Annotated in this window: 20 protein-coding genes and 1 pseudogene; 8 read left to right on the top strand and 13 right to left on the bottom strand. The window is 56.2% G+C overall.

The window, feature by feature from the left end:
- Nucleotides 1-113 precede the first annotated feature (113 nt).
- The 3 genes and pseudogenes from MJ257_RS00995 to MJ257_RS01005 all read left to right on the top strand — a co-directional run bounded on the left by MJ257_RS00995 (nt 114) and on the right by MJ257_RS01005 (nt 3,115).
- Nucleotides 114-1,361, top strand: a complete 1,248-nt coding sequence (locus MJ257_RS00995) for a quaternary amine ABC transporter ATP-binding protein (RefSeq protein WP_240267522.1) — start codon at nt 114-116, stop codon at nt 1,359-1,361.
- A pseudogene (locus MJ257_RS01000) lies at nt 1,321-2,152 on the top strand (ABC transporter permease); the annotation flags it as partial. The gene MJ257_RS00995 and the pseudogene MJ257_RS01000, both read left to right, overlap by 41 nt.
- A 15-nt stretch (nt 2,153-2,167) precedes the next feature.
- Complete coding sequence (locus MJ257_RS01005) at nt 2,168-3,115, top strand: glycine betaine ABC transporter substrate-binding protein (RefSeq protein WP_372489728.1); 948 nt, start codon at nt 2,168-2,170, stop codon at nt 3,113-3,115.
- A gap of 442 nt (nt 3,116-3,557) precedes the next feature.
- Here the strand turns inward: MJ257_RS01005 and MJ257_RS01010 are convergent, their stop codons facing one another.
- Entirely contained in the window at nt 3,558-4,883 is a 1,326-nt protein-coding gene (locus MJ257_RS01010) for a glycosyltransferase family 2 protein (protein WP_240267525.1), read from the bottom strand.
- Nucleotides 4,884-5,024: 141 nt separating this feature from the next.
- Here MJ257_RS01010 and MJ257_RS01015 point away from each other — a divergent pair, with 141 nt between their 5' ends.
- On the top strand, nt 5,025-5,204 hold the full coding sequence (locus MJ257_RS01015) for a YjfB family protein (protein WP_178023919.1): 180 nt from the start codon (nt 5,025-5,027) through the stop codon (nt 5,202-5,204).
- Between the two features lie 4 nt (nt 5,205-5,208).
- Here MJ257_RS01015 and MJ257_RS01020 read toward each other — a convergent pair whose 3' ends face one another.
- The 3 genes from MJ257_RS01020 to MJ257_RS01030 form a co-directional block, all read right to left on the bottom strand.
- A complete protein-coding gene (locus tag MJ257_RS01020) occupies nt 5,209-5,640 on the bottom strand; it encodes an ASCH domain-containing protein (protein ID WP_240267526.1) in 432 nt (143 codons plus the stop codon).
- A gap of 94 nt (nt 5,641-5,734) precedes the next feature.
- Nucleotides 5,735-6,532, bottom strand: a complete 798-nt coding sequence (locus tag MJ257_RS01025) for a patatin-like phospholipase family protein (RefSeq protein WP_240267527.1) — start codon at nt 6,530-6,532, stop codon at nt 5,735-5,737.
- 134 nt (nt 6,533-6,666) lie between these two features.
- On the bottom strand, nt 6,667-7,752 hold the full coding sequence (locus MJ257_RS01030) for a DUF3298 domain-containing protein (protein ID WP_240267528.1): 1,086 nt from the start codon (nt 7,750-7,752) through the stop codon (nt 6,667-6,669).
- Between the two features lie 303 nt (nt 7,753-8,055).
- On the opposite strand from MJ257_RS01030, the gene MJ257_RS01035 reads away from it, so the two are divergent.
- Nucleotides 8,056-8,727 (top strand): SOS response-associated peptidase, encoded by a 672-nt coding sequence (locus MJ257_RS01035; RefSeq protein ID WP_240267529.1) that lies wholly within the window; start codon nt 8,056-8,058, stop codon nt 8,725-8,727.
- 96 nt (nt 8,728-8,823) lie between these two features.
- On the opposite strand, the gene MJ257_RS01040 is transcribed toward MJ257_RS01035, so the two are convergent.
- Together MJ257_RS01040 and MJ257_RS01045 are read right to left on the bottom strand one after the other, a co-directional pair.
- Nucleotides 8,824-9,099, bottom strand: a complete 276-nt coding sequence (locus MJ257_RS01040) for a DUF6171 family protein (RefSeq protein ID WP_240267530.1) — start codon at nt 9,097-9,099, stop codon at nt 8,824-8,826.
- Between the two features lie 5 nt (nt 9,100-9,104).
- Complete coding sequence (locus tag MJ257_RS01045; protein WP_240267531.1) at nt 9,105-10,601, bottom strand: alpha-N-arabinofuranosidase; 1,497 nt, start codon at nt 10,599-10,601, stop codon at nt 9,105-9,107.
- A gap of 184 nt (nt 10,602-10,785) precedes the next feature.
- On the opposite strand from MJ257_RS01045, the gene MJ257_RS01050 reads away from it, so the two are divergent.
- On the top strand, nt 10,786-11,718 hold the full coding sequence (locus tag MJ257_RS01050; protein ID WP_178023927.1) for an ArsR/SmtB family transcription factor: 933 nt from the start codon (nt 10,786-10,788) through the stop codon (nt 11,716-11,718).
- A 101-nt stretch (nt 11,719-11,819) separates the two neighbouring features.
- Here MJ257_RS01050 and MJ257_RS01055 read toward each other — a convergent pair whose 3' ends face one another.
- The 6 genes from MJ257_RS01055 to MJ257_RS01080 form a co-directional block, all read right to left on the bottom strand.
- Nucleotides 11,820-12,974 carry a glycoside hydrolase family 88 protein gene (locus MJ257_RS01055; protein WP_240267532.1) on the bottom strand — a complete coding sequence of 385 codons (1,155 nt, stop codon included), beginning with the start codon at nt 12,972-12,974 and terminating at the stop codon, nt 11,820-11,822.
- 21 nt (nt 12,975-12,995) lie between these two features.
- Complete coding sequence (locus MJ257_RS01060) at nt 12,996-14,834, bottom strand: heparinase II/III family protein (RefSeq protein WP_240267533.1); 1,839 nt, start codon at nt 14,832-14,834, stop codon at nt 12,996-12,998.
- A 39-nt stretch (nt 14,835-14,873) separates the two neighbouring features.
- Entirely contained in the window at nt 14,874-16,712 is a 1,839-nt protein-coding gene (locus MJ257_RS01065) for a DUF2264 domain-containing protein (RefSeq protein WP_240267534.1), read from the bottom strand.
- A 27-nt stretch (nt 16,713-16,739) separates the two neighbouring features.
- Nucleotides 16,740-17,579 (bottom strand): carbohydrate ABC transporter permease, encoded by an 840-nt coding sequence (locus tag MJ257_RS01070; RefSeq protein ID WP_240267535.1) that lies wholly within the window; start codon nt 17,577-17,579, stop codon nt 16,740-16,742.
- A 12-nt stretch (nt 17,580-17,591) separates the two neighbouring features.
- Complete coding sequence (locus MJ257_RS01075; RefSeq protein ID WP_240267536.1) at nt 17,592-18,530, bottom strand: carbohydrate ABC transporter permease; 939 nt, start codon at nt 18,528-18,530, stop codon at nt 17,592-17,594.
- A 100-nt stretch (nt 18,531-18,630) separates the two neighbouring features.
- Nucleotides 18,631-19,974, bottom strand: coding sequence for an ABC transporter substrate-binding protein (locus tag MJ257_RS01080; protein WP_178024050.1), 1,344 nt, complete (start codon nt 19,972-19,974; stop codon nt 18,631-18,633).
- Nucleotides 19,975-20,300: 326 nt separating this feature from the next.
- Between MJ257_RS01080 and MJ257_RS01085 the strand changes: the two genes are divergently transcribed.
- Together MJ257_RS01085 and MJ257_RS01090 are read left to right on the top strand one after the other, a co-directional pair.
- A complete protein-coding gene (locus tag MJ257_RS01085; RefSeq protein WP_240267537.1) occupies nt 20,301-22,028 on the top strand; it encodes a cache domain-containing sensor histidine kinase in 1,728 nt (575 codons plus the stop codon).
- Between the two features lie 52 nt (nt 22,029-22,080).
- Nucleotides 22,081-23,706 (top strand): response regulator, encoded by a 1,626-nt coding sequence (locus tag MJ257_RS01090; protein ID WP_240267538.1) that lies wholly within the window; start codon nt 22,081-22,083, stop codon nt 23,704-23,706.
- Here MJ257_RS01090 and MJ257_RS01095 read toward each other — a convergent pair whose 3' ends face one another.
- Nucleotides 23,707-24,678, bottom strand: a complete 972-nt coding sequence (locus MJ257_RS01095) for an ABC transporter permease (protein WP_240267539.1) — start codon at nt 24,676-24,678, stop codon at nt 23,707-23,709. It lies immediately after the preceding gene.
- Nucleotides 24,679-24,801: the final 123 nt, after the last annotated feature.

A 24,801-nucleotide genomic window follows, 5' to 3' on the forward strand; every position in this document is an offset into this window, starting at 1 on the left:
GGGCTTTGTTACACTTACATCACGGATTGATGCGATACCGTCTCGCCAAGTTATTGGTTGCAGCGAAGCCGTATCGAAGGGGGAACTCGAGGATCTAGAAAAGGAGTGAATCTATGAATCAGCCATTATTGCAAGTTCGTGAAGTCAGTAAATTATTTGGCCCACATGCCGAGTCGGGCATTCCATTATTGAAGGAAGGTTACGCCAAAGAGCGCCTGCTTAAAGAAAAAGGCATCACCGTCGGCGTCGGACAGGTCAGCCTGGATATCCGGGAAGGCGAGATTTTCGTCATCATGGGCTTGTCCGGAAGCGGCAAATCGACGCTGGTTCGCATGCTCAATCGATTGATTGAACCGACGGCCGGAGAGATCCTGCTGCATGGCCGCGACCTCCGCAAAATGAACAAAGCCGAGTTACGCGAGGTACGCCGCAAATCGATTAGCATGGTGTTCCAGAAGTTCGCCTTATTCCCGCACCGGACCGTCCTCCAGAACGTGGAATACGGACTGGAAATCCAGAAGGTGGCGAAAAATGAACGCCGCGACAAAGCGATGCAAGCCCTAGAGCTTGTCGGCTTGAAGGGCTGGGAGCACAAGATGCCGGATCAGCTGAGCGGCGGCATGCAGCAACGGGTCGGCTTGGCCCGCGCGCTCGCCAATGACCCGGAAATCCTGCTGATGGACGAAGCGTTTAGCGCGCTTGACCCGCTCATTCGCCGCGACATGCAAGACGAACTGTTGGAGCTTCAGGAGAAGATGAAGAAAACGATCGTCTTCATTACGCATGATCTGGACGAGGCGCTTCGCCTCGGCGACCGGATCGCCTTGATGAAGGATGGTGCGCTCGTCCAGATCGGCACGCCGGAGGAAATGCTGATGAACCCGGCCAACCGTTATGTCGAACGGTTCATCGAGGACGTGGATCTGTCTAAGGTGTTGACCGCGGCCCGCGTGATGCGCCGGCCGGAGACGGTCACGTTGGATCGGGGCCCGCGCGTGGCCCTCGAATTAATGCGCGAACGGGGGATCTCCAATCTGTTCGTCATCGGACGCGGCAAGCGCCTGCTCGGCGTGATTACGGCCGAAGATGCCTCCCGCGCTGCCAAGACCGGCACCGGCCTGGAGGAAATCCTGATGACGGACGGCCCCCGCGTGGCCCCGGACACCGTATTAAGCGACCTCTTTGAAGTCACCAGTTCTTCCAAGGTTCCGGTGGCGGTCGTTGACGAACAAGAGCGCTTGCTAGGTGTCATCATCCGCGGCGCCGTGCTGGGCGCCCTCGCCGGAGAAACCCATCATGATCCAGAGGAGGTGCGCACAGATGAAGTCAATACCGAAATTGCCGTTGGCCGAGTGGATTGAATCGCTAGTCGACGGAATGGAACGGACGCTTGGCGGATTTTTCGACGGACTGTCCATGGTGATCGAATCGATCGTCGACTTCTTCGCCGGAGTGTTTTTGCTGCCGCACCCCCTGCTCTTTATTGCCATCATCGGCCTCCTCGCTTATTTAATCGGAAAATGGCAGCTGGCCCTCTTCACCGTCATCGGTTTTCTGTTGATCGACAATCTCGGTTATTGGGACGAAACGATGAATACGTTAGGCCTGGTCATTACCTCCGGCCTGTTTTCGATCCTGCTGGGGATTCCGATCGGCATTTGGAGCGCCTACAGCAAACTGGTCCACCGGATCGTTTCGCCGTTGCTGGATTTCATGCAGACGATGCCGGCGTTCGTTTATCTGCTTCCGGCCGTCACTTTCTTCAGCCTCGGCGTCGTTCCGGGGGTGATCGCTTCGGTGATCTTCGCCATCCCGCCGACGATCCGGCTCACTTATCTGGGGATCAAGCAAGTGTCCGGCGAGTTGACGGAGGCGGCTAACGCCTTCGGTTCCACGTCCTGGCAGAAGCTGTTCAAGGTGGAGCTGCCGCTCGCCATGCCTACGTTGATGGCCGGGGTGAATCAGACGATCATGCTGTCGTTGTCGATGGTCGTCATCGCCTCGATGATCGGTGCGCAGGGCATCGGGGCTACCGTCTACCGGGCGGTGACCCAGTTGAAAATCGGGCAAGGGTTTGAAGCCGGATTGGCCGTGGTTGTCCTGGCCATCGTGCTTGACCGCTTTACGCAAAACCTGTTTAAATCCAAACCACAAAGGGGAGATTAAGATGAACATGAAGAAGACGAGGAAGTTGATGGTGCTGGCGGGATTGGTGAGCCTATTGGCGTTGTCCGCCTGCGGGCAAGCGAACAATTCCACGGCCGGCAACGGAAACAGCGCGCCTGAGGCCTCGGCGAACGGGGCTGGCAACGCCTCCGCCGGAGCGATCGGCGAGCAAGTCGACTACGAAATCATCGGCATCGACCCCGGCGCCGGGATTATGAAGGCAACCAGCCAAGCGATCGAAACCTACGGCTTGACGGACTGGAAGCTGATTGAGGGCTCCGGCGCGGCGATGACGGCGATGCTGGATAAAGCGGTCAAAACCGAAAAACCGATCATCATCACCGGCTGGACGCCCCACTGGATGTTCGCGAAATACGATCTGAAATATTTGGAGGATCCGCAGAAGGTGTACGGGGAAGCCGAAGAAATTCATACGTTGGCTCGGAAAGGCTTGAAGGAAGATCATCCGACGGCTTACGAATTCCTCGACCGCTTCGAGTGGACATCGGACGAAATGGGAGAGATCATGACGGCCATTCAGGAAGGCCAGGACCCGGCGGAAGCAGCTAAAACCTGGGCAGACGCCCATGCGGACCGCGTCGGCAGCTGGACCGAGGGCTTGACACCGGTGGATGGCGATAAGCTCAAGCTGAGTTATGTAGCCTGGGATTCGGAGATCGCCAGCACGAACCTGCTGGAATATGTACTGGAGAGCAAACTTGGGTATGACGTCGAGTCCTTGCAGGTCGAAGCCGGCCCGATGTGGACCGGCGTAGCCAGCGGTGACGTCGATGCGACCGCGGCCGCTTGGCTGCCGCTCACCCATGCGGATTACTGGGACAAATACGGCGAACAGCTCGAGGACCTTGGTGCCAACATGACCGGCGTCAAAACCGGCCTGGTCGTCCCGGCCTACATGAACATCAACTCGATCGAGGATTTGAAGTAAATCTTGGATCGAATCTCTGGACCCATTCTCTAAATAACGGAACTCAGAGACCTTATTTATCCATTTCCCGGTTATTTCCCGCTGTAACGGAACCCAAAGACCTTATTTGGCCCGAATGCCCGCAAATTGGCTGCTTTTACCCCAAATAAGGTCATCTCGTTCCGTTAGCAGCGAAGAACACCTATAAAGTGTAGAAATAACGTCTCCTAGTTCCGTTAGCTAATGAAGGTTCAAAAAGTTAGGTTTCGAGCACCGAGAAGCTTGGATGAACCACTTCGTGATCGGAAGCTCACTTTTTGAACGACCTATTAAGAAAGGAAGAAGCCACCCCTGTTCGGGGTGGCTTCTTCACGTATATATCAATTAAGAAGAGGGAGTATCTAAAGAATAACACCGGTTCCTTAAAGGAACATTACGGAAACCTGAAGATCAGCTTAAAATTTCATTTCCAAATCCGTTTGCGCTGCAGCGCCTCCTGCACGTAGCCATAAACGGAAACCGGGCTCATCACCATTTGGTACAGCAGCACGTAGGCGACAAAGCCAAACAGGTTTTTGCGGATGCGCAGATGAAGTGAACGGAATACCTTTTTTTGATAACGGTACAGAATAAAGTTCTGAAAAAACGTTAGCGGAAGCACCAGCAGCGTAGCCGGCCCAACGATCCAGTAGATGCCGAAAAAGGCGAGAACCAAACCCGGCAGCCAACAGAAGGTATAAACCAAATCCAAATACGGCATCAACAAATTGCAGCCGGTCAAATACTTGGCATACACGGAAGGGTGATTCCACGGCTTCAGCATTTTTAGAGCCTCGATCATCCCCCGGGCCCAACGGCTCCTTTGCCTGACGAGATGGCGGAACGACTCCGGAACGTCCGTAAAAGCGACCGCCAGCGGTTCAAAATACACCCGCCAACGCTGGGCCAAGAACTTCCACGTCAGCACGATATCCTCGCCGATCGCATCCGGCCAGCCTTGTACGGCGCGCACGGCTTCCGTTTTATAGAGAGAAAAGGCCCCTTGCGCCACCAGCGTCCCCTGAAACATGCCCTGCAGCCTTTTGATGCTCGCTATCCCGAGAAAATAATCCCATTCCTGCAGCTTGGCCCAGAAATTGTGGCGGCTATTGCGGACGAGCACCGCTCCCGCGACCGCGCAAACATCCGGCGGCGCCGCTTCCATGCGGGACACGATATGCTTGATCGCCAGCTTATGCAGCAGCGTATCCGCATCCAGCGTGATCATCAGCTCCGTCTCCACCAGATTCAGTGCGGCGTTGAGCGCATGATTTTTGCCCGGCGTATTCTCCTCGATCACCAGCAGATCCAGTCCAAGCTCCCTGCCGGCAGCCTTGGCCCGCTCCGCCGTCTGGTCGGAGCAATTGTTGTCGATGACGATGACCTTCAGATGCCCCGAATACTCCTGTTCGCCCAAATAGGCGAGCGTGGTCCGGATCCCTCGCTCCTCGTTATGACAAGCGATCAACACGGTCACGGGCCGTTCGGGGGAGCCCTCCGGAAGCGGCGGCTGACGGTCCAGCAGCAGGCTGACGACCATAAAGGCGTTCATGTATCCGGGAATATACGAAATCCCCGCGATGATCAGAATAGCTACAGGCAGCGAGACGAATCCCGCAAAGTCACGCAGCCAAGGCATTGACACCCCGATGGAAAAAAGCATCCACAGGCTCGCCGCCGCATGGCTGATCCAAAATTTCTGTTGCACCGATATGTAGATGCGTTTGGGATCGTCGTAGTTGCGATTCATGATGCTCTCCCTGATCCGTGATAAAATGTAGGTCGTTTCATTATAAGCGGCGCCAGACAGTCCTGTAAATCACTTGACTCTATGGTAAAATTTATCGTTTTCCGCCGAAAAGCCGATACAAAATGAATAGGAGGTGACAGGATGGATATTGCCGCAACGTCCGTAGCCATGAGCCAAAGCGCGCTTTCTCAAGCCGTCGGCATCCGCGTGCTCAGCATGGCCAAAAACCAAGCCGAAATCCAAGGCCAGAATCTCGTGCAAATGTTGTCTCAAAGCCAAGTTCACCCGACGCTCGGGAAAAACCTGGATATCAAAGTTTAACGGTTCAATGATTCCATAATCCTTGTTTGCCGAGGGCAGGAATCGGTTCCGAAAGCCGGCGCAGCTCGGTCAATTCCCAAGCGTACCGGCCCGGTGCGAAGTCGCCGAACCGGTATTCCTGCCCTGCGGCTTCCAACCGTCTTTCCCCTCCTCCCAGCCATGCTGCCTGTCCGTCGTCGTGCAACACGGGAAGGCAGTCATTCAACCGGCAAACGGCGATAATGGCCCCAACCGGCAACCGATCGGCAGACGAATAACCGTGTGCCGCTAAGAGGGACCGAATCGGCTCTGTTTCGCAGGCCTTTCGATCCACCTGCTTGCCGGCATGAATACCAAGCTCGCCCCGGTAATTCGTTTTCCAGCTTCTCGTTTCCAACCGTTTAGCCCCAATCGCAATCAGCGTTGCCCAAGGTTGTCGTATCGTGATGCAATGCATGTGACTCCTCCATTTTGTTCTTCTTCGGATTTGTGCGGCAGAAACGTTCTCATTTCTGCTACATTAACTACTGCTATCAGCGGCCTAGCCTGCCTCACCGAAAACCCGGCTTCACCCGCCCTACCTCCGCCTTCAACTCATCCATCATGATTTCGGCCGCCTCCTCGCCCGCCTTGATGCAGTCGGGCATTTTGGAGAAATCAAACGCGGACACATGCCCCACGTCCGGCCGGATGACGATATCGGCCAACCGCAGGCTGGTATGCTTCCGTTCGGCGGTCATTAGACTGTAGGAGCGGTAAACGACTTCGATCATGTTGCGGGGCGGCTTCTTCTCATGTTCTCGGGTGACATCCACCGCGATAATCAACCCTACGTCCTTCCGCTTCAGCTCCTGAACGGGCAAATTGTTCAGTACCCCGCCGTCGACCAGCACCTGATCCTCCCGTACCAACGGAGCAAATACCCCGGGAAACGCCGTCGTTGCCCGCAACGCCGTGCCCAAATCGCCCCGATCCAGAATCACCTGCTTGCCCTGCATCAAGTCGACGGCAACCGCCTTAAACCGAATGGGAAAATCCTCGATCTTCAGCTCGTCCTTGCCATGCTGTCTCAGCAGATCATTGATGGTTTGGTAGATTTTATTCCCGCCGATCAAGCCCCTGTGGCGGATTCCTAGATCCATCAACCGGTATTTCGGCGTGTGGTACAGCAGGTCCTCAATGTCCTCCGCCGGAATGCCCGCGGCATATAAGCCCCCGATCGCGCCGCCCATGCTGGTGCCTACAATCGCGTCCACCGGGATCCCGTGCCGTTCGAACGCCTTCAACACGCCCAAGTGAGCGAGTCCCCGTACGGCCCCGCCGCCTAACACCAAACCCACTTGTTCCATGGCAAAATCTCCCCGTTTGTCGTCCTTTTACTAAAAATACATATTCTTCAGCATGGATGAAAGTTCCTTCTCTCCCAAACAAAGCGCCCCGCATCGATGGGGATCGATCCGGGGCGAACAGAGCTCATATGGAGTTAGGATTGGAAGTCGGCGTAAGGAATCACGAATTCCGGCATGCCCGCCACATAAGGCATATATTCATATTCCGTAAAGTAGATGACGACCCCGTTCCGGTTCAGGAAAAAGTCACGATCCGCTTCGATCGATTCAAACGGGTAGAGCAGTCCGAGTTTGCGCTCTTTAATTTGCTCCTTCATTTTGCCGTTGATGATCGATACATAATTCGCATGATTGTTCGCTACCTCTTTCAAGGTCAGCACCTTCCCGGTCGACAAATCAAACGTATACGGAACGCGGGCCGTCGTTCCATGCGCTCCTCCGAGATCCACGTAATAATCCACATAGAGGCTTAACCGGCCTTTTTCGTTATAGGTCACCGTAAAACGTCCGTCAACGCTGGGCTGACGTACCGACGCGTTCGGCTCCTTGTCGAGAATTTTATTGTTTTCCTCCGCGGCCAGGCCAATTTCCTTCGCCGCCGCAGCAACGTGCTTATCTGCTTCTTCCTTGAGGAAGGCATTGATTTTCTGCTGCACTCCGCTGTCCGCCAACCCGGAAAGGACCGGATAATACACCAACAGCGATTTTCCGTCCCCGTCCGCTCCAATCTCCTTAGCGCCAATCTTCACGTCATTCTCTTGAACAGCTTGAAGGGCAATCAGCTTCGTGGAATTATCATAACCTACGACATAACCCATCTGTTCGAGAATGAAGCGCATCGGCAAATAGGTCGCGTGATCCTGGACCACAAGCTGCGGTCCCCAAAGAAGCTGCTCATTCAGCTTAAAAGAGGAGGCGTTCAGATTGACCTCCAGCACCCGGTGTTTTCCGCTGACTTTCGCTACCTGCGTTGCTTTGTCGAAGCCGATGCCCAGCCCCAGTCCGTTGCTCAAATCACGTAATGCGATATACGTCGTGCCGTTGAGATTGATCGTTTTGATCGTTTTCTTGGCGCCTTCTATGCTGAACGCTTGAGGCAACACCGCATATTTGGCTTTGGTTGCGGCTTCAACCTGTTGCGCGGGCAATGACATTGCCAAGGGTGCAGCCACCAGAGCTGCGGCAAGAGCGAAAGTCATCCATTTATTCAGTTTATTCATCGTGTATGATTCCTTTCTGGTCGGGTTCACCAACAACTTCGATTCACTGGTTTAACGAATACCGGTTTGAAAAAGTTGCATGACTTAATTGGAGTAAGGGTTCAGGGTCTGGTTTGGAATACATGGGGGCTTATAGGCCAGATGCTTGATGGATTGGCTACGAACGTAAACAAAATGAACTGCACTTTTGCATCTGGCTGGCTGACGTTAACGGAATCGGGGCCACCCGAGGGACTAGTATGCCTGCAAGCATATCGATTACAATGGTTACATCAATACATCCCTACGATGGAGGGTTTCCCCATGTGCGGCCGTTTTACGATTACGCTTCCCCTGGACGAACTGATCGTCCGGTATCTGATCTTTGAACACCGGCTGGCAAAGTTCGCCCCGAACTATAACGTAGCGCCGATGCAATTCATCCCGGCCGTGATTTCGGGCAAGGAGGGCAACCGTCTTGGCGAGTTGCGCTGGGGGTTGGTGCCGTCCTGGGCCAAGGAGGAGAAAATCGGCGGCAGCATGATCAACGCCCGCGCCGAGTCGCTCTCGGAAAAGCCGGCGTTTCGCAAGCTGCTGACGTCCCGGCGCTGCCTCATCCCGGCCGACGGCTTCTATGAATGGCAGCAGCGGGACGGCGGCAAGCAGACGTATCGGATCGTCATGAAAGACGGGAACCTTTTCTCCTTTGCGGGATTGTACGACATTTGGATCGACCCGCAAGGAAACAAGCTGGCGACCTGCACCATCATCACCACGGAACCCAATTCGCTTATGGCCGAAATCCATACCCGGATGCCCGCCATCCTTCGTCCGGAGCATGAGGCCGAATGGCTGGCGCGGGACCACGTGGACGCCCCGTCATTGCTCAAACTGCTCCAGCCTTATGACGCCGCGAAGATGCGGGCATACCCGGTATCGTCGGCCGTCGGAAACGTCAGGAATAATACGAAGGAACTGCTGGAGGAGGCCAAATAATCCGAATCGAAGGGTCCCACTCCGAAAAAAAGGGCTTCGCCTTTACGCGCGCAAGGTTCCTCGCCCTGCCCCGCGAAAAAGTCGAAGCCCTATTCCTCATTCACTCTTTGTTCCCTGCCACAACCCGCCGCCCGGCAGCGGACAAGTCCGCTCCTTCAACCAGGCGACCACCGGGATGATGCAGCCGCAAGCCGTGCAGGTCATCCCGTCCATCAGCTTGGTGCAGGCTCCGCAAACGCGCAGCCTGTCCTGATACTCCTCCTCGCTGACTCTTCGCTCCGGCGCAAACGCCGTCGTCTTCATCAAGCGCTGGATTTGCTCGTCCGTGACCCGGTAATCGTCCCGGCACGCTTTACATGAGGTATCCGCCATCTCGGTTAAGCCTTCGCCGCCAGTTCGAGCGTCGTGACCGACATGGTCGGCAGGTTGACGGTCAGCTTGCCGCCCTCAAGCTGAAACGACTCGAACGGCTGCGGTTTCACCGCGTCCGGTTGTGCAAATGTATTATGAGCATCAATCCGACCACTCGTCAGCGTCGAGCCCGTCACCGTGAAGCTGCTGCCAGCCAAGCCCCGAACGTCGATCGTCACCTGCGCTTCCGCCTGAGGCTGCAAGTGACAGAAGCTGAGATGGATCTTCCCTTTCGCATCGCGCGATGCCGTGGCTGTCACCGCTGGAATGTCCCCGCCGTCCAGCTGGTAGCTGCCTGTATCCAGCGACAGATCCAGCAGCTCGGCATCCTGGTGAACCTTATACATGTCGAACACATGATACGTTGGCGTCACGATCATCTTCTCGCCTTCCGTCAGGATGACGGCCTGGAGCACGTTGACGGTCTGAGCGATATTCGCCATGCGTACGCGCTGGTTATGCTTATGGAAGATGTTCAGCGTGAGGCCGGCGACAAGCGCGTCGCGCATCGTATTTTGCTGGTACAGGAATCCCGGATTCGTCCCCGGCTCCACGTTGTACCAGGTCCCCCATTCATCGACGATCAATCCCACCCGGCCTTCCGGATCGTATTTATCCATGATCGTACGGTGGCGGGTAATCAGGTCATCCATCCGAAGCGCTTTTTGCAGCGTGGAGAACCAGGCATGCTCGTCGAACCCGGTCGCCGGCCCTTTATCCTGCCAGTTATCGGTCGGCAGCGTATAGTAATGCAGCGTGATGGAATCCATGAACCGGCCGGCTTCCCGCATCAGCACGTCCATCCAATTGTAGTCGTCCGAATTCGGGCCGCAGGCAATTCGGTGAATCCGGTTGTCGCCATAATTGCGAACGTAGGTCTGATACCGGCGGTACTCGTCGGCATAATATTCCGGGCGCATATTGCCGCCGCAGCCCCAGTTTTCGTTACCGACGCCGAAGTACGTGACTTTCCACGGCTCCTTGCGCCCGTTCTGGGCCCGAAGCTCCGCCATCGGCGACACGCCGTCGAAGGTCAGATATTCGACCCATTCTGACATTTCCTGGACCGTACCGCTACCGAGATTGCCGTTGATATAAGGCTCGCAGCCCAGCTGCCGGCATAACTCCATGAACTCGTGAGTCCCGAAATGGTTGTTCTCCACCACGCCGCCCCAATGGGTGTTGACCATCCGTTTGCGCGTTTCTTTTGCCCCAATGCCGTCCTTCCAGTGGTATTCATCGGCAAAACAGCCGCCCGGCCAACGCAGCACCGGAATCCGAATCTGTTTAAGCGCTTCCACGACGTCGTTGCGAATTCCGTTCGTGTTCGGGATCGGCGAATCCTCGCCCACCCAAATCCCTTCATAAATGCATCGGCCCAGGTGCTCGGAGAAATGTCCGTAAATATTGCGGTTGATCGTTCCTTTGCCGGAATCGGCGTTCAGCACACCTTGTAGTGGCATCCGTCGTTTCACTCCTTAGTTAATATAATTGTTAATTAAATAACTATATCACTAATATTATAGGCGGCTCCCTGTAGGTTCGTCAAACGATTTTCGCGCGGGCCAGGAGCTGACTATGCTTGTCAAATCCAGGACTTTTCGTTAATATAATGATTAATCAAACTTCGGGTAAGGTGGGAAAACCGTGAAACTTGATTTAACCGAACAATCGCTGCCCGTGTACGAAGCGCTCTCGAGTCCGGTTCGACTGCGCATTCTGCGGCTGTTGGCCAACCGCCCGATGAACATTAAGGAATTGGCCGCAGCGGTCGGGTTATCCAGCGCGATCATGACCATGCACGTGCGCAAGCTGTCCGAATGCGGCCTGGTCGCCACCCAAATGGCGCCCGGCAAGAGCGGCCTTCAGAAAATATGCTCGCTCGCCGTCTCCGGCGCGGAAATCCGTTTTCCGGCGCAGGCGGCCGCCGAGCGCAAGAGCCACCGGGTTGAAATCCCGGTCGGGCATTACTCCGATTTCCACATCGAACCGACCTGCGGGATCGCGACGACCGGCAAGATCATCGGAAGCTTTGACGATCCCCGGTATTTTTGGGATCCGGAGCGGATCCACGCCGCCATTCTTTGGTTCGGCACGGGGTTTATCGAATACAAAACGCCCAATTACCTGCTGTCCAGCCAAGAGCCCGAGGAACTGGTCTTTACGATGGAAATCGCGTCCGAGGCCCCGGGAACGAGGGACGATTATCCTTCCGACATTACGTTCACCCTGAACGGGAAGCAGCTCGGCACCTGGACGAGTCCCGGCGACTACGGGGATCAGCTAGGCAAATATACCCCCGATTGGTGGCCAAGACAGGCGAATCAATATGGACTATTGAAACGGCTGCGCCTTACGGAAGACGGGACGTATATGGACGGCTTGAAAATGTCGGACGTCACGCTTCGTGACATCGACATCCGACAGAAGCAGTGGACGTTCCGCTTATCGGTTGAACCGGACGCCCGCTATCCCGGCGGCTTGACCCTGTTCGGCAAAGGATTCGGCAATTACGGCGAGCATCCAAGCGCGGAAGTGTTTTACGTAGAGAAGCAAGAAAAAGAGAAGACGGCGCACTAAACTTAAAAAACATAAATGGGCTGCCCCCAAAGCCATCAACTAATGGTTTAGGAGCAGCCCCTTCTATCAATTGGGATGGCCATGGACCTTCCGCGTCCCCGCTATTCCCAATACGATGGCCTCCCGCCCTTCAGCCGGGCGAGGCCTTCCACGAAGAAATAGTCGCCGTAAATCAGCGGCACGTCGATGTTGGTCCCCTGCGGGTAGTTGCTGGTCCCGTGCAGGATCAGGCCTTCTTCGGCCGGATCGTCCCAGGCGCCATAATGATCGTACAGCGACTTCAGGATGCGTTCGCCGCCCTCGCGGTACTTCGCCGCGTTTGCGGTCGTGCCCGCGGCCCCGTCTGTGCCGCCGAGCTTCTCCGCCAGCAGCAGCAGCCCGCTGGCCGCGCAGGCTCCGGCGGACGAGTCCCGCAGCTGGCGCAGCGCTTCCGGCGCGCGGAAATCCCAAGCCGGCACCTCGTCTTCCGGCAGCTGGCTCAGGAAGAAGTCCGCCACCCGCTGCGCGGCGGACAGATACTCCCGCTTGCCGGTGTGGTGGTAGCCCAGCGTCAAGCCGTAAATCGCCCAGGCCGCGCCGCGCGACCACGCCGATTCCGGCGCGTAACCTTGGCCGCCTTGCGGCCCAACCACCTCGCCCGTTACCGGGTCAAAGACCACGATATGATAAACCGAGCCGTCTTCGCGGACAAACTGCTCGAGCACCGTATCGAGATGCGCTTCGGCCACATGGGCGAAACGGGGATCGCCGCTCTCGCGGGACGCCCAGAATAATAGCGGCAGGTTCATGCAGCAATCGATGATCGCCCACCCTTCGTTCCGCTCCCCGTCCTTCCACGGATTCCAGGCCCGAATATAACACCCCTTCAGATTGAAACGCGCCGCCAAATAGTTTGCGGCCTTCAGCGCGCGAATCCGCGAGTCGCCGCTCCCTGTCAGCTTATAGGAAGCAATGCTGGTCAACGTCCACATAAATCCCAGATCGTGATCCAGCCGCACATAGCCGTCCAGCACCGCGTCCAGCCGGGTCTCGCAGGCTTGCGCCAGCGCCTTCAGCTCCTCCTTGCCGCTTCCCTCGTACAGCAGCCACAGCAGCCCCGGCCAGAATCCCGCCGTCCACCAGGCCGGCTCGGCCAGCTCATAAACCCCGCCCTTACTGGCGTGCGGAAATCCGGAGCCGATTCTGGCCGCATTCCGCAGCGTTTTGTCCAGCGACTTCCCCCAGGCTTCATCTACCCATGCCCTTCCGTTCTCCATATGACTTCGCTCCTCCATCCCCTACTTCTCATGCGTGACGAATTGAAAAAGAAACTCCAGCTCAACCCCGGCCTCCGGCTGTCGCACCCGGAAATCCAGCGCGTACCAGACCGTGTCGTTCCCGTAATGATCCCGGTAGGTCCGTTCCGCAACCTCGAAGTCCAGCCGCTGCGGATCGTAATGCAGCTCCAGCGTCAGCGCATTCAGCGCATCGCCGCCAGACCAACGCAGCAGCCCCAAGCCGGCAACCTCCGGCCGAATCGGGCTTACCAACCGCTCCGTCAGGCTTCCCGGCGCTTTCGCAAACCGGAAGTCGTCCCGCAGCGATAGGCTGGGCAGGTCCGTTTTGTTCCAATCCCACTTTCTCTTGAAGGAAAGCAGATTGTCGTCTCCATAAGCCCTGGACAGCTCCAGTTCCAAACCGCACGCTTCCTCCGACGTCTCGCACCGGATCACCGTAGCGGTTCTTTCGCTGCCAACCTGCTGCAAGCGGCCATCGATGATCGGAACGGAATGCCCTTGCGAACCGTTGCAGTCATACCCATACCTGGCCTCGCCAAAATAATCCCGCGTATATTCCCCGCACCCGAGATCGGACAGAAAAAAAGTTCCCCCGCCCGCCAGCATGAAATGGCCCAGGTCGTTGTGGTTATGCGATTCGCCGTTATGTCCGCCCTTCGCGGCAAAACCAAACGTTCTCCCCGCGGCGGTGAATCGCGAGATCAGCCAACCGGCGTCCTCAAACACAAAGTCGCCGTTCCTCCACTCCGCCGCCCCCGCCGCAGCGCGGTCCCTCCAGATCAGGTTGCGCAGCGCCGGCGCCCACCGGCTGCAATGATCCTCGCGGTAGTCCGCATGGAGCGCAGCGGGCGGTGCTTCCACCTCCGCGTACCGCGCCGCGAGGTAATGCGATAACCCCGGGTGGACGCTGCCATGCGGCTGCGTATCGGAGAAGTTGGCGACCAGCCGGCCGCCTAGAAAGCTTTTTTGCTGAAAGCCGGCAATTCGCCGCACCTTGTCCTCCCGGAACCAGTCTCGCTGGCCCCCGCTTCGCGTAAGCAGCAGGTCGGCATAATAAACGAAATAGCCAAACCCGTAATTCCAGTATCCCAGCCCTTCCGGACAAGCCCCATCCTCGCCGAAGCCCTGCAAATAGAAGGTCATGCTGCGCTCGGTTCTCTCCAAAATGCGCGCCAGCCGGACATGATCCCGCTTCTCTTCCATCAACAACAGCGCAGCCGAACCGATCGAGCCGGCACAGACGGCCGACCAGTTGTTCGTGAGCTCCTCCCAGTGAAAAGGGCCTTTCTCGAGAAAAGGACGGAACAGCCGCTCCTCGATCAGCTCGGCGATCCGCACGCGCAACAGTTCCGGCAGGCGCTCCGCAAAGAGCAGGGACAACTCGGCTAATGCAAACCCCGTCTCCGCCGAGAACAGGTCGATCGTCTCCGAGACCGGACGTTTTGCGTCCACGTGCGCGGGCAGGCACCAGGTGAACTCGCTGCATATCGCCCAGACGGCATCCCACAATGCCGCTTCGTACGTCGCCGACTCCGGTTCGAGCAGCGACAGAAAGGCGAAGGTGTTGAGCCGCCGCCTCTTCTCAAAATAAACCCGCTCATACTCCAACCGCGATCCCTGCACGGCAAATAAGGAAAACAGCGAATAGGTCAGCTCCTCCGCCGGGGAGGTTAACAGGCGTTCCCCCTCGGCCCGGATCGCTTCCAGCTCAGCTCCGGCGTCCGGCGCCTCGCGCAGCGACTTCCAGAACGCCGCCCCGCCGCCTGCCGGATAATAATCGTCCGCCCTCAAGGGGGACAGGCCTTCGACCAGTTTCTCCCATCCGTCTAGATCTGTCATCGACTCTCCTCCTTCCGCCGCAATATGAAGCGGCGCGAACTACTCCAACTCGATGCGTGTTTCATTCCCCTGGCAGGTGGTTAAGACGATCTCCCGCTCCCCGATCACGACGCCCAGCGATTCGGGCGTAACCGGCTGCCAGGACGCTCCCGGCGACGGGTCGCCATAAACGGCCGCCGCAAGCAGATGGACTCCCGGCTCCAGGGAAGTCTGAAGCGTCGGCAGGACGGTGCGCGGATGCAGCACATTGGTATTGGCGTTCGGGCGGATCAGTTCGGCCGTGCGGTAGCCCAGCAGATTCAGCACCCCGCTCGCACCATAAGAGCTTGCCGCCCCGGCCCCCGCCCGGCCCGCTTCCGTCCACTCCGCCAGCTCCGTTTCCATCCCCAGCGCGAATCCGCCCTCCGCCGCTTCGAGCGGACGTCCCGTCCAGATCCGGTGAATCCGTACATGCCAGGGGAGTCCGGCCACGATCCAGGTGCGTACCTCCACGTCGGACCAAGGCTTCCATAACGCAACCAGCACGTTATCCCGGATCGACGTATCCAGGTTGCGTCGTCTGACCCGGTACAGGTTATCACCCCGTTCGCTGAGCGCGAGCATGGAGTCGAACGCACCTTGGGCCAAGCCCCATTCCCCGCGCGGGACGCTGAACCCGAACCCGGTGGAATATACGAACTTCTCGTATTTGGCCGAGGTATGGGTATGCTCGTTCGTGCCGCGATGGCCGGTGTTGAAGGCCGCCACATGGCCGGACCCCGGATCGCGGGCCAGCACGAGATGGGCCGGGCGCTGGATCGACAGCGCCGGAAGCTCCGGCAGCGGCAGCTCCTCCGCCGTCCAGAACGGATGATCCTCCGGCAAAGCCAGCGGCAGAAACGCCTTGAGCGCCCAATACGGCGAGCCCGGCGAATTGTAGTTCTCCGCCATCACCAGATTCGGATAGGCGTAACCCACCGTAAGGAGTCCGTCGGAGCTCCGAATCGGCTGGTTTAACCACCAGCGCAAATTGCGCAGCACAAGCCCCTTCAGCACGCCGGCCGGGACTCCCTCCACACCGGCGTAGGCCAGCGCGCTCCAGAAGGCGGATTGGGCGAAGCGGTACGCCAGGCTGCGCCCGTACGGCAGCGCTGCGCCGTCCGGCGCGAACCAAGCCAGGAAATCGCCGGCGAACGCCGCGGCGCGCTCCTTAAACACGCGCGAACGCTTGGGATCCTCTTCTTCCATCATACTCGCATAGAGCAGCCCATAATAGTGGAACGCAAACGGAACGTAATAGTCGCTATGTCCCCCGATGCCGTCGCTGTACCAGCCGTCTTCCAGATAGAAGGCGTCCAGCCGGTCCAAGTTCCGCTCCAGCTGCTTCGCATCGTAAGGCAAGCCGGTTTTGCGGAATCCCACGTTCACCAGCACGTGAAAGAATAACCAATTGCAGTCGTAACACGGGTGTCGGTTGATTTGATTCAGCCAACGGTACAGCCTCTCGCGCTCCTCCGGGCGGAGCGGTTCCCAGATCTGCTCCGGGATCAGCGCCAGCGCGTAGCCGAAGACCGCCATCTCGACGAGCCGCTGATCATAATCGCTCACCTCGCCCCAATACTCCTCATGCTCCGGGTTCGTGCCGGAGCGAATGCCGTCCAGAACGATCTCCCATAACTCACTGGAACCTCCCCCTGCCAGCAGAGGAACCATTCCCCACAGCACCCGGGAGAATCCTTCCAACCCCGCCACGGTCGCCGGGTAGGATACCCCGCTCCCCCCAAGCGGGAGCCGGGCGCCGCCCCGGCTGTAGAACGGCCGGAGAGGACTCACCAGCCGCTCCAAAACGTTTGCCATGTCGCTTCGCGTTTGGAGCGGAAAATCGACGGTCGTTTTCATTTCGTCAGCTCCTTCTTTCCGAGATAACTACCCCTTGATGCCAGACGAGGCCACGCCCTGTACGAAATACTTCTGCAGTGCGAGGAAAACGATCAGCACGGGAATGATGGATACGACGCTGGCCGCCATGATTAAGCCATATTCGGCGGAATACTGCGTAATGAACATCCGCAGCCCGATTTGGATCGTTTTGAGTTCCGTCTTGGTCAAATAAATCATCGGTCCGAGAAAATCGTTCCACGTATTCACGAATGTAAAAATCGTCAGCGTAGACAACGCCGGCTTGGAGAGCGGAAGCATGATTCTCCCCCAGATGCCGTATTCGCTAAGTCCGTCGATACGAGCCGCTTCGCATAGCTCATCGGGAATGCTCTGGTAGAACTGACGCATCAAGAAGACGCCAAACGCCGAGAAGGCTTGCAGAAAAATGATCGCGAGATGGGTGTTGTTCAGCCCCATGGAACGCATCATGATAAACTGCGGAACCATGTAAGCTTGCCACGGAATGGCGATCGTCGCGATATAGCCGAGAAACAGCAGGTTTCTCCCTTTGAACCGCAGCTTCGAAAAAGCATAGGCGGCGAAACTGGAAGTCAGCAGTTGCAGCACGGTGACAATAATGGACAGCTTTGCCGTGTTATAGATAAATCGGCCGAGCGGAATCCGCGTCCAAATTTCCGAATAGTTGAGCCATCGGGGCGCATCCGGGATCCACTGCATCGGGAACGAAAAGACGTCCTTATTCAGCTTCAGCGAGGACGAGAGCATCCACGCGTAGGGAACGAGCATACACAGAACGACCACCGCGAGCACCAGGTACGCAAAAATCTTGGCGACGGTTTTGGCTTGTTTGTTGGCTCCTGTCATTTGGGCATCCTCCTATTGTCCGTACTTCTTCTCGCCCTGGAACTGAATCAGGGTAATGCCCAGAACGAGCAGGAACAACACGATCGCCATGGCGCTGGCGTACCCGTAATCCAGCGAGCGGAACGCGGTGTTGTAGATTTGATAGACAAGTACCCGGGTCGAGTCGTTCAGCTGGTTATCGGCACCGGCAAACAGGTTGATGAACACGTCGTACACCTTAAACGAGTTGATGATCAGGATCATCAGCACAAAGAACGTCGTCGGCGCGAGCTGCGGAATGGTCACGTTGACAAATCTCTTCCACGGGCCGGCCCCGTCCAGCTCGGCGGCTTCGTACAGCTCGGGATTCACGCCCTGCAGCCCCGCCAAATAAATCACCATATAGTAACCCATATTTTTCCATACGGTGAACAGGACGACCGTAAACATCGCCCAGTCTTTGTCTGCGGCCCAGCGGGGCAAATCCTCGATCGGAACGCCGGTAATGGTATGCAAGATGTTGTTGATCGGCCCCATGGTCGGGCTGAATACGAAATTCCAAACGGCCGCCACCGCGACCAGCGAGGCGACATACGGAAAGAAGAACACGGTCCGCATCAAGTTGCGCCCGAGCAGCTTCTGATTTAGCAGAATCGCCAGCCCCAACGCGCAGATCATGGTCACCGGCACGACGCCGACCGTATAAAGAATGGTGTTCCAAAAAGCTTTGTGGAAGGTGCTGTCCTGGAGCAGCCGGGCAAAGTTGCGCAGCCCCACGTACTCCATCGGATTAGCCCCGTCCCATTTCACGAAGGCGAGAACAAACGCATAAATCATCGGCACCAACGTAAATACGGCAAAGCCGATGAAGTTGGGGGCGATAAAGCTGTACGCCACCAAATGATCCTTCACGCTTTTGGTCATCGCGCTTCTTTTTACCGCTTCGTTTCCTAACACGGGTTCATTCTGCATGATCTCTCCTCCAAACCTACATGTGCTAGAGAATTCGGAAAAAAGAGCGGGCTCTTAAGCCCGCCCCTGGCAGCATCGGAATGTTATGCAAGTTCAGCCATTAGTTATCGAGCGCCTCTTGGACCCGTTTCTCCATATCCGCCAGACCTTCGTCGATGGTGGCATTTTTCGTCATGATATTATCGTGCGCCTCGTTCAGGATGACCTCGATATCCGCGCTCTTCTCGTGCAACGGCATTTCCAGGTAGGTTCTTTCCGTCGTCAAAGCCGCTTTGCTGTTCTCGTCCGTCGGGAACCCATCGATGGATGCGATGGAGTTGACGACTTCATCGTTTTTGATCGCCGGAATCGTGCCTGTCGAAGCAATCACCGCTGCGCCATCTTCTCCCGTGACGAATTTCAGGAAATCCAAGGCGGCTTCTTTGTTGGCGGACTTTTGGTTCACGGCCAGGGAAGTGATCGTGCCCAGCGTCGTACCGGCTTTCACGCCGTCCGGATGCGGATATTTCACGATTCCCCAGTTTTTGGCCTGGGACTCGCCGCTCTTCACCTTATCGATTTGCGTGGCGATAAACCAGCTGCCCATGTTCATCATGGCAACGGAGTTATTGTAGAAGACGCCGGAATAGTGGGTGCTGGAAGTCTTCAGCGTGGCGTAATCCATCACGATGCCGTCGTCCTGCTCCTTCAGAATGCGTTCATAAACCGGCTTCAGGAAGGCATATTTCCCATCGACGATAGTGTTCTGCCCGTCCAGGATGCCGAACAGTTGTACCGCGCTGCGCCAAGTGTGGTAATGGGCACCGTATACTTTTTCCGAGCCGCTGCCGGACGTCATTTTACGGGCCAACTCGTCGTATTGATCCAGCGTCATATCGTTGGTCGGATAAGGTACGCCCGCTTTATCGAACAAATCCTTGTTGTAGTAAACGATCCAGAAGTCGCTGCGGAAAGGCAGGGCGTACACGTCGCCGTTCATTTGGATCTGCTCTACGGTCCCGCCGTAAAGGGAAGTGTCGATCCCTTGCCCGTCGATGAACCCCTTCAGCGGTTCCAAATGGTTCTGCTTCACCAGGTTGGCATAACCCGGAATATCCTTGATCGTCAGAATATCCAGGTCCGCGCCGCCGGAGAGCTGCGTGCTGAGCATCGTCATGTAGTCGGTGGAGCCCAGGTCGACATATTCGATCGTTACGTTCGGATGGTCTTTCTTATAAGCATCGATCAATGGCTGATAATAAGCGGTCGCTTCCCAGTCCCATAACGCCCATTTCAGCGTGACGGGTTCATCGCTCTTCTCGGTGGAAACGCTTGCAGAATTGCTCGTCTGAGGATCGGCCGTAGACGTTTTGCCCGAATTTCCGTTATTGCCGGAACATCCCGCGAGCAGACCTATGAGGAGAACTGCCGCCAAGGTAAAACCGAATACTTTCTTTCGTCTCATCTTCAAACCCCTTTTCCTCCTGTTTTGAACGCCCGGATCGGCATCGCCAAATCCTTAGGTACATGGTAACGAAATTCCGAATGAAAGGGCATACATTTTTGCGTTCTTTTCCTACACTTTTCTATTCGCTTCTTCAACAAACCGGCGGAAAGCTGTAAAATCATACTCAAAAGATGTAAAAATGGTTGTTTATGATTCAAGCCGCTGCCAGTCAGGCCAACTCATGGTATTGTAGTTTATAATCGGTTCATACCCGCAGTGATCTTGCTTCCGACGAGGTGATCGACACGCGCCAAAGAAAAGCCACCATCAAAAGCCGCATTATTATGATCATGACCTTGTTTGCTTTGCTGATCGCGGGAATGTTGTCTTTTTTCAGCTATGAGCTCATCTCGTATTTCCAGCGCAAAACGACGATTCAGGCGACGGAATTCAATTTGCAGCTGGTCTCCCACATCATCGACCAGGATCTCAATAACCTGTCCGCCTTGGCCATGTCCAGCAGCACGAACTCCCCCACCAATCAATTGATTCAAGACTATTTCGTCTCGCCGGACGCCACCGCCAAGGACGGGCTGAACGTCTTCGCATCCATGCAGGAGGACTTTCGGGTCAACCGTTCCAACAGCTACGTGCGTCGGCTGATCATCACCGACAACCAAGCGAAATTTATTCAAGTCGACAATTCTGGAAGCGCTTCAGTTCCATTGAATATCCATAATATCAGCCAATTCCCCGGACTGTCCGCCGACGCGAAGGAAGCGTGGGAAAGGGTCATTCAGGACCCCTTATCCCGTTCGAGCGGCATCCCGTTCGTGTTGCCGATCTATGGAGATCGGGCCGCCCAGATCGGAACCGTCTATCTGCTCGCCAATACCTCGGTCATTACCGATAAGTTGAAGGGGTATGGCCTGCCGGAGGGCTCTGAACTGCTGCTCACGCTCGGCAGCCACAAGTACCGGATCGTGGGGGACAAGGTGCAGCCGCTCTCCAGTCCCTACGCCATGCTTCCGTACGACAAGAATGAAGCCACCGGCGCCCTGACGCAGCTGGCGTGGATGGAACAGGACGGGAAACGCCGGATCTCCGTGTCCTATCCGGTGAAGGAAGGCGTCGTGCTATCCCAAACGCTGGACGAGAAGCAATTCGCCCCGCAGTTGAACGCCTGGCTGCTGTTGATGATCGGCGTATCCCTGCTGGTCATCGCGTTAAGCGGCTTTATTACGCTCTATTTAACCCGGACGATCAGCTTGCCCGTGGAGAAATTACGCAAGCGGATCGATAAAATCGCGCAAGGCAACTTCCTCATCGACCGGAACATCGAATGGAACAGCGAACTGGGCGATGTGGGACGAGGCATCAACCGGTTGTCCCATGATATCCTGACGCTGATGGATTCCCGCGTGGCGGACGAGAAGCAGAAGCAGGAGCTGGAATACCGGATGCTGCAAAGCCAGATCAGCCCCCATTTCCTCTACAACACGCTGAACTCCATCAAATGGATGGCGACGATCCAGAACGCCACGGGCATCGCGGAAATGACGACCTCCTTGTCCCGGCTGCTGCGCAGCATCGCCAAGGATCAACGTAAGCTGGTTCCGCTGCGGGAAGAGCTCAGCTTGATGGACGATTATTTCCTCATCCAGAAATATCGGTACGGCAGCACGATTACGATGGAGCAGAACATCGAGGAGGAGGCGCTGCTTTCCGGCCTGATTCCCCGCTTCACGCTCCAGCCGCTGGTGGAAAATGCAATTTTCCACGGGATCGAACCGAAGGGGCGGGGAGAAATTGCGGTTACGGTGGCCTCAAGCGGCGGCTACGACATGCTGATCACGATTGAGGATAACGGGGTCGGGATGAGCGAGGAACAAATCGCCGCTATCTTGTCCCAGCAGGAACCCGGCTCCAAGGGCCTGTTCGAAAATGTCGGATTACGCAGCGTACATGATCGGCTGCGCCTGACCTTTGGGGAGCGGTACGGCTTGTCCATTGAAAGCAAGCTGGGCGAATATACGAGAATGAACCTGTTGTTGCCTTACCGGAAGATGTGAGCTCCGTCCCTTCTGCCTTTCGCTAACGTAAACCACGCAAGGAAGTGATGGTATGATGAAATTGTTAATCGCCGATGACGAGGCCCTGGTCTGCATCGGCCTGCAGTCGATGCTGAAATGGGAGGATTATCAGATCGAGGTCGTCGGCATCGCCCATAACGGTGCTCAGGCCGAGGAGATGATTGAAGCTCTGCGTCCCGACCTCGTCATTACCGACATCAAAATGCCGGTCAAAACCGGCCTGCAGGTCGCCGAATCCGTACGCCGCAAATATGGGCGGATTCCGCTGTTCATCTTCCTGACGAGCTATGAGGAATTCGAGTATGCGCGCAGCGCGATTCACCTGCAGGCCGCGGATTATTTGGTGAAGCTCGAGCTGACTCCGCAGACGTTAGCCGAATCCGTGCGGAAGGCCGTCACCCTGCTGGAGGATCACAAAACCGTGGAGAGTTATCCCAACATGCTCTATCGCAGCAATCTGCATGCGCTGCGGGATAAGTTCTTTATCCGTCTTTTCAACCAGCTATTCGAGAACAAGAACCAATACCTTCTGCAAAGAGACGATCTCGAGCTGGATTTATCGGCTCCCGCCTATCTGGTCTGTACCTGCCGGATTCAAGGACCCGATAGCGTGCCCCCCCGCGGGGATAAGCTGGTCGCTTTATGCTCCAGCACGGTGCAAATGGCCAAGGATACGCTTGCCTCGGCACGGCCTTGCTTCGTCACCAGCCTGGATTTGCGGAACTTCGCCATTGTGCTGCCCCTCTCCGACAAAGATCCGGAGCGATGGATGCCGGAGATCGAAGGGCTGCTTCACGATATGGCATCCGTGCTGCATTCCTATTTCAATGTGAACATCATCGGCGCCGTCGGTTATGCCGTGGAAGATCCCTATATGCTGCACGAGAGTTACCTGGCCGCCCGCCGGGCTCTGCCGATGGCGCTCGTACGGCAAGCGTTCGTCTTTTTTGCCCCAAGCAACGAAGCCGAGCTGCCTTCCCCGGGGGAAGACGTCGTTTCTGCGTCCCGTTCGGACATCCGCCGCGCCTTCGAGGAGCTGGACATCGGCGCCTTGTACGCCATGATCACGAAGGTGATCAACCGGTTAGACGGCAGGCCCGAGCAGCTTGTCCCGGCCACCGATGCGGCCTGCAATATTTTATACATGGCCACTTCTTTGCTGGCGGACGGCGAAAACGTAGTGGAGCAGATTTTCGAGAACGAGCCGGAGGGCTACCGCGCGATTTATAAAAAGCAAACGACCCAGGGCGTCATCGACTGGCTGGTTCAATTCCGGGACGGGTGCTGCGAGATCCTGTCGTCGCGCAAACAGAGCTACAAGGAACAAATCGTCCGAAACGTGCAGGATTACGTCAAACGCAATTTGAGCAGCAAGCTATCCCTCAACCAGGTCGCCGACGTGTTCAATTTTAGTCCGAATTACCTTAGCCATCTTTTCTCCAAAACCGCCAAAATCAATTTCGTGGAATACGTCACGGAGACCAAAATCGCGGCGGCCAAGGAAATGATGGTTCGCGGCGAGGGACGAATCTATGAAATCTCGCAAAAGCTGGGGTATGAAAGTGCTTTTTATTTCAGCAAAGTGTTCAAAAAAGTGGAGGGCATCTCCCCCCGGGAGTTCATGCAGCGCAAAGGCAACTCGATTCCTTCCGGCTGATCATCGCCGCAGGATGCCCTTCCGGTGAAGTTTCACGCGAGGGTCCACGATCGTGTAGAGCAGGTCCGCCAAAAAATTGGCAACCACCACGAAGGAAGAGATAATCAAGATGCTCATGAGCAGCACGGGATAGTTCCGGGTTCGCGCGGCGCTTACCGCCAAGCTTCCAAGACCGTTCCAGTTAAATACGTTCTCGACCACCGCTGCGCCGGAAATCAGGGTTGGCAAATCCAGCATGATGATCGTAATCATGGGGACCAAAGCCATTCTCAGCGCATGTCGGTAGGTGACCCTTCTTTCAGAAACCCCTTTGGCACGGGCCAGGTTTAGAAATTCGGCAGGCAGAACCTCGATCATGCTGGCACGGATCATTTTTAAGTAGTATGCAATGAGGCCGATCGTTATCGTAGTTACCGGGAGAACCATATGGTAGATGAGATCGCCCAGCTCCCCGGTTTTGGACGGGGTATGCATACTGCTAGGCGGGAACCAAAACAATCGGAAGGCAAAGATGTCCTGCAGCCAGTGTCCCAACACAAATACGGGGATGGAGTACCCGATCAGGCTCAGGATGAGGCCGAGTTTGTCCGATATTCCGTCCTGCCTTTTGCTGGTATAGATCCCCCATGGGATGGCAATGATCAAGGCGATGAGAAACGACGTACCGAGCAGGATAAAGCTGTTCCGTACATATTCCCAAATGTAGCTATTAATCGGAGTACGATAATAATCAAGGCCAAAATTTCCATGCAGAAGTTCACTTATCCACCGAAAATATTGCTGGTAGATCGGCAAGTCCAGGCCGAAGAGATGCATCTGTTCGTTCGCTATCCGGATCTGCTCTTCCGTCATCCCTATGCTTAGTGACCAGAAGTTCCCCGGCATCAAGCGCATGACGCAAAAGCACGCGCTCATGACGATAAACAATACAATCAATGAATGAATCCCGCGGCGGATCAGATAAGCCCACATCTTCGTCCTCCTCCGGATGGAATGAAATTTGTCATTCATTCTATCACACAACAAGACTACCGTAAGCTGGAATTTGAAATTTAAAATGTAAAATTTCCATAAACGTTCATGGCATGTTAGAAA

Origin of the sequence: Paenibacillus timonensis, assembly GCF_022427145.1 — a bacterium.
Taxonomy (GTDB): Bacteria; Bacillota; Bacilli; order Paenibacillales; family Paenibacillaceae; genus Fontibacillus; species Fontibacillus timonensis.

What these genes read in the sequence shown, in the direction of transcription:
- MJ257_RS00995 (WP_240267522.1), top strand. Translation starts at nt 114, where the DNA reads ATGAATCAGCCATTATTGCAAGTTCGTGAAGTCAGTAAATTATTTGGC.
- MJ257_RS01005 (WP_372489728.1), top strand. Translation starts at nt 2,168, where the DNA reads ATGAACATGAAGAAGACGAGGAAGTTGATGGTGCTGGCGGGATTGGTG.
- MJ257_RS01010 (WP_240267525.1), bottom strand. Translation starts at nt 4,883, where the DNA reads ATGAATCGCAACTACGACGATCCCAAACGCATCTACATATCGGTGCAA.
- MJ257_RS01015 (WP_178023919.1), top strand. Translation starts at nt 5,025, where the DNA reads ATGGATATTGCCGCAACGTCCGTAGCCATGAGCCAAAGCGCGCTTTCT.
- MJ257_RS01020 (WP_240267526.1), bottom strand. Translation starts at nt 5,640, where the DNA reads ATGCATTGCATCACGATACGACAACCTTGGGCAACGCTGATTGCGATT.
- MJ257_RS01025 (WP_240267527.1), bottom strand. Translation starts at nt 6,532, where the DNA reads ATGGAACAAGTGGGTTTGGTGTTAGGCGGCGGGGCCGTACGGGGACTC.
- MJ257_RS01030 (WP_240267528.1), bottom strand. Translation starts at nt 7,752, where the DNA reads ATGAATAAACTGAATAAATGGATGACTTTCGCTCTTGCCGCAGCTCTG.
- MJ257_RS01035 (WP_240267529.1), top strand. Translation starts at nt 8,056, where the DNA reads ATGTGCGGCCGTTTTACGATTACGCTTCCCCTGGACGAACTGATCGTC.
- MJ257_RS01040 (WP_240267530.1), bottom strand. Translation starts at nt 9,099, where the DNA reads ATGGCGGATACCTCATGTAAAGCGTGCCGGGACGATTACCGGGTCACG.
- MJ257_RS01045 (WP_240267531.1), bottom strand. Translation starts at nt 10,601, where the DNA reads ATGCCACTACAAGGTGTGCTGAACGCCGATTCCGGCAAAGGAACGATC.
- MJ257_RS01055 (WP_240267532.1), bottom strand. Translation starts at nt 12,974, where the DNA reads ATGGAGAACGGAAGGGCATGGGTAGATGAAGCCTGGGGGAAGTCGCTG.
- MJ257_RS01060 (WP_240267533.1), bottom strand. Translation starts at nt 14,834, where the DNA reads ATGACAGATCTAGACGGATGGGAGAAACTGGTCGAAGGCCTGTCCCCC.
- MJ257_RS01065 (WP_240267534.1), bottom strand. Translation starts at nt 16,712, where the DNA reads ATGAAAACGACCGTCGATTTTCCGCTCCAAACGCGAAGCGACATGGCA.
- MJ257_RS01070 (WP_240267535.1), bottom strand. Translation starts at nt 17,579, where the DNA reads ATGACAGGAGCCAACAAACAAGCCAAAACCGTCGCCAAGATTTTTGCG.
- MJ257_RS01075 (WP_240267536.1), bottom strand. Translation starts at nt 18,530, where the DNA reads ATGCAGAATGAACCCGTGTTAGGAAACGAAGCGGTAAAAAGAAGCGCG.
- MJ257_RS01080 (WP_178024050.1), bottom strand. Translation starts at nt 19,974, where the DNA reads ATGAGACGAAAGAAAGTATTCGGTTTTACCTTGGCGGCAGTTCTCCTC.
- MJ257_RS01085 (WP_240267537.1), top strand. Translation starts at nt 20,301, where the DNA reads ATGATCATGACCTTGTTTGCTTTGCTGATCGCGGGAATGTTGTCTTTT.
- MJ257_RS01090 (WP_240267538.1), top strand. Translation starts at nt 22,081, where the DNA reads ATGATGAAATTGTTAATCGCCGATGACGAGGCCCTGGTCTGCATCGGC.
- MJ257_RS01095 (WP_240267539.1), bottom strand. Translation starts at nt 24,678, where the DNA reads ATGTGGGCTTATCTGATCCGCCGCGGGATTCATTCATTGATTGTATTG.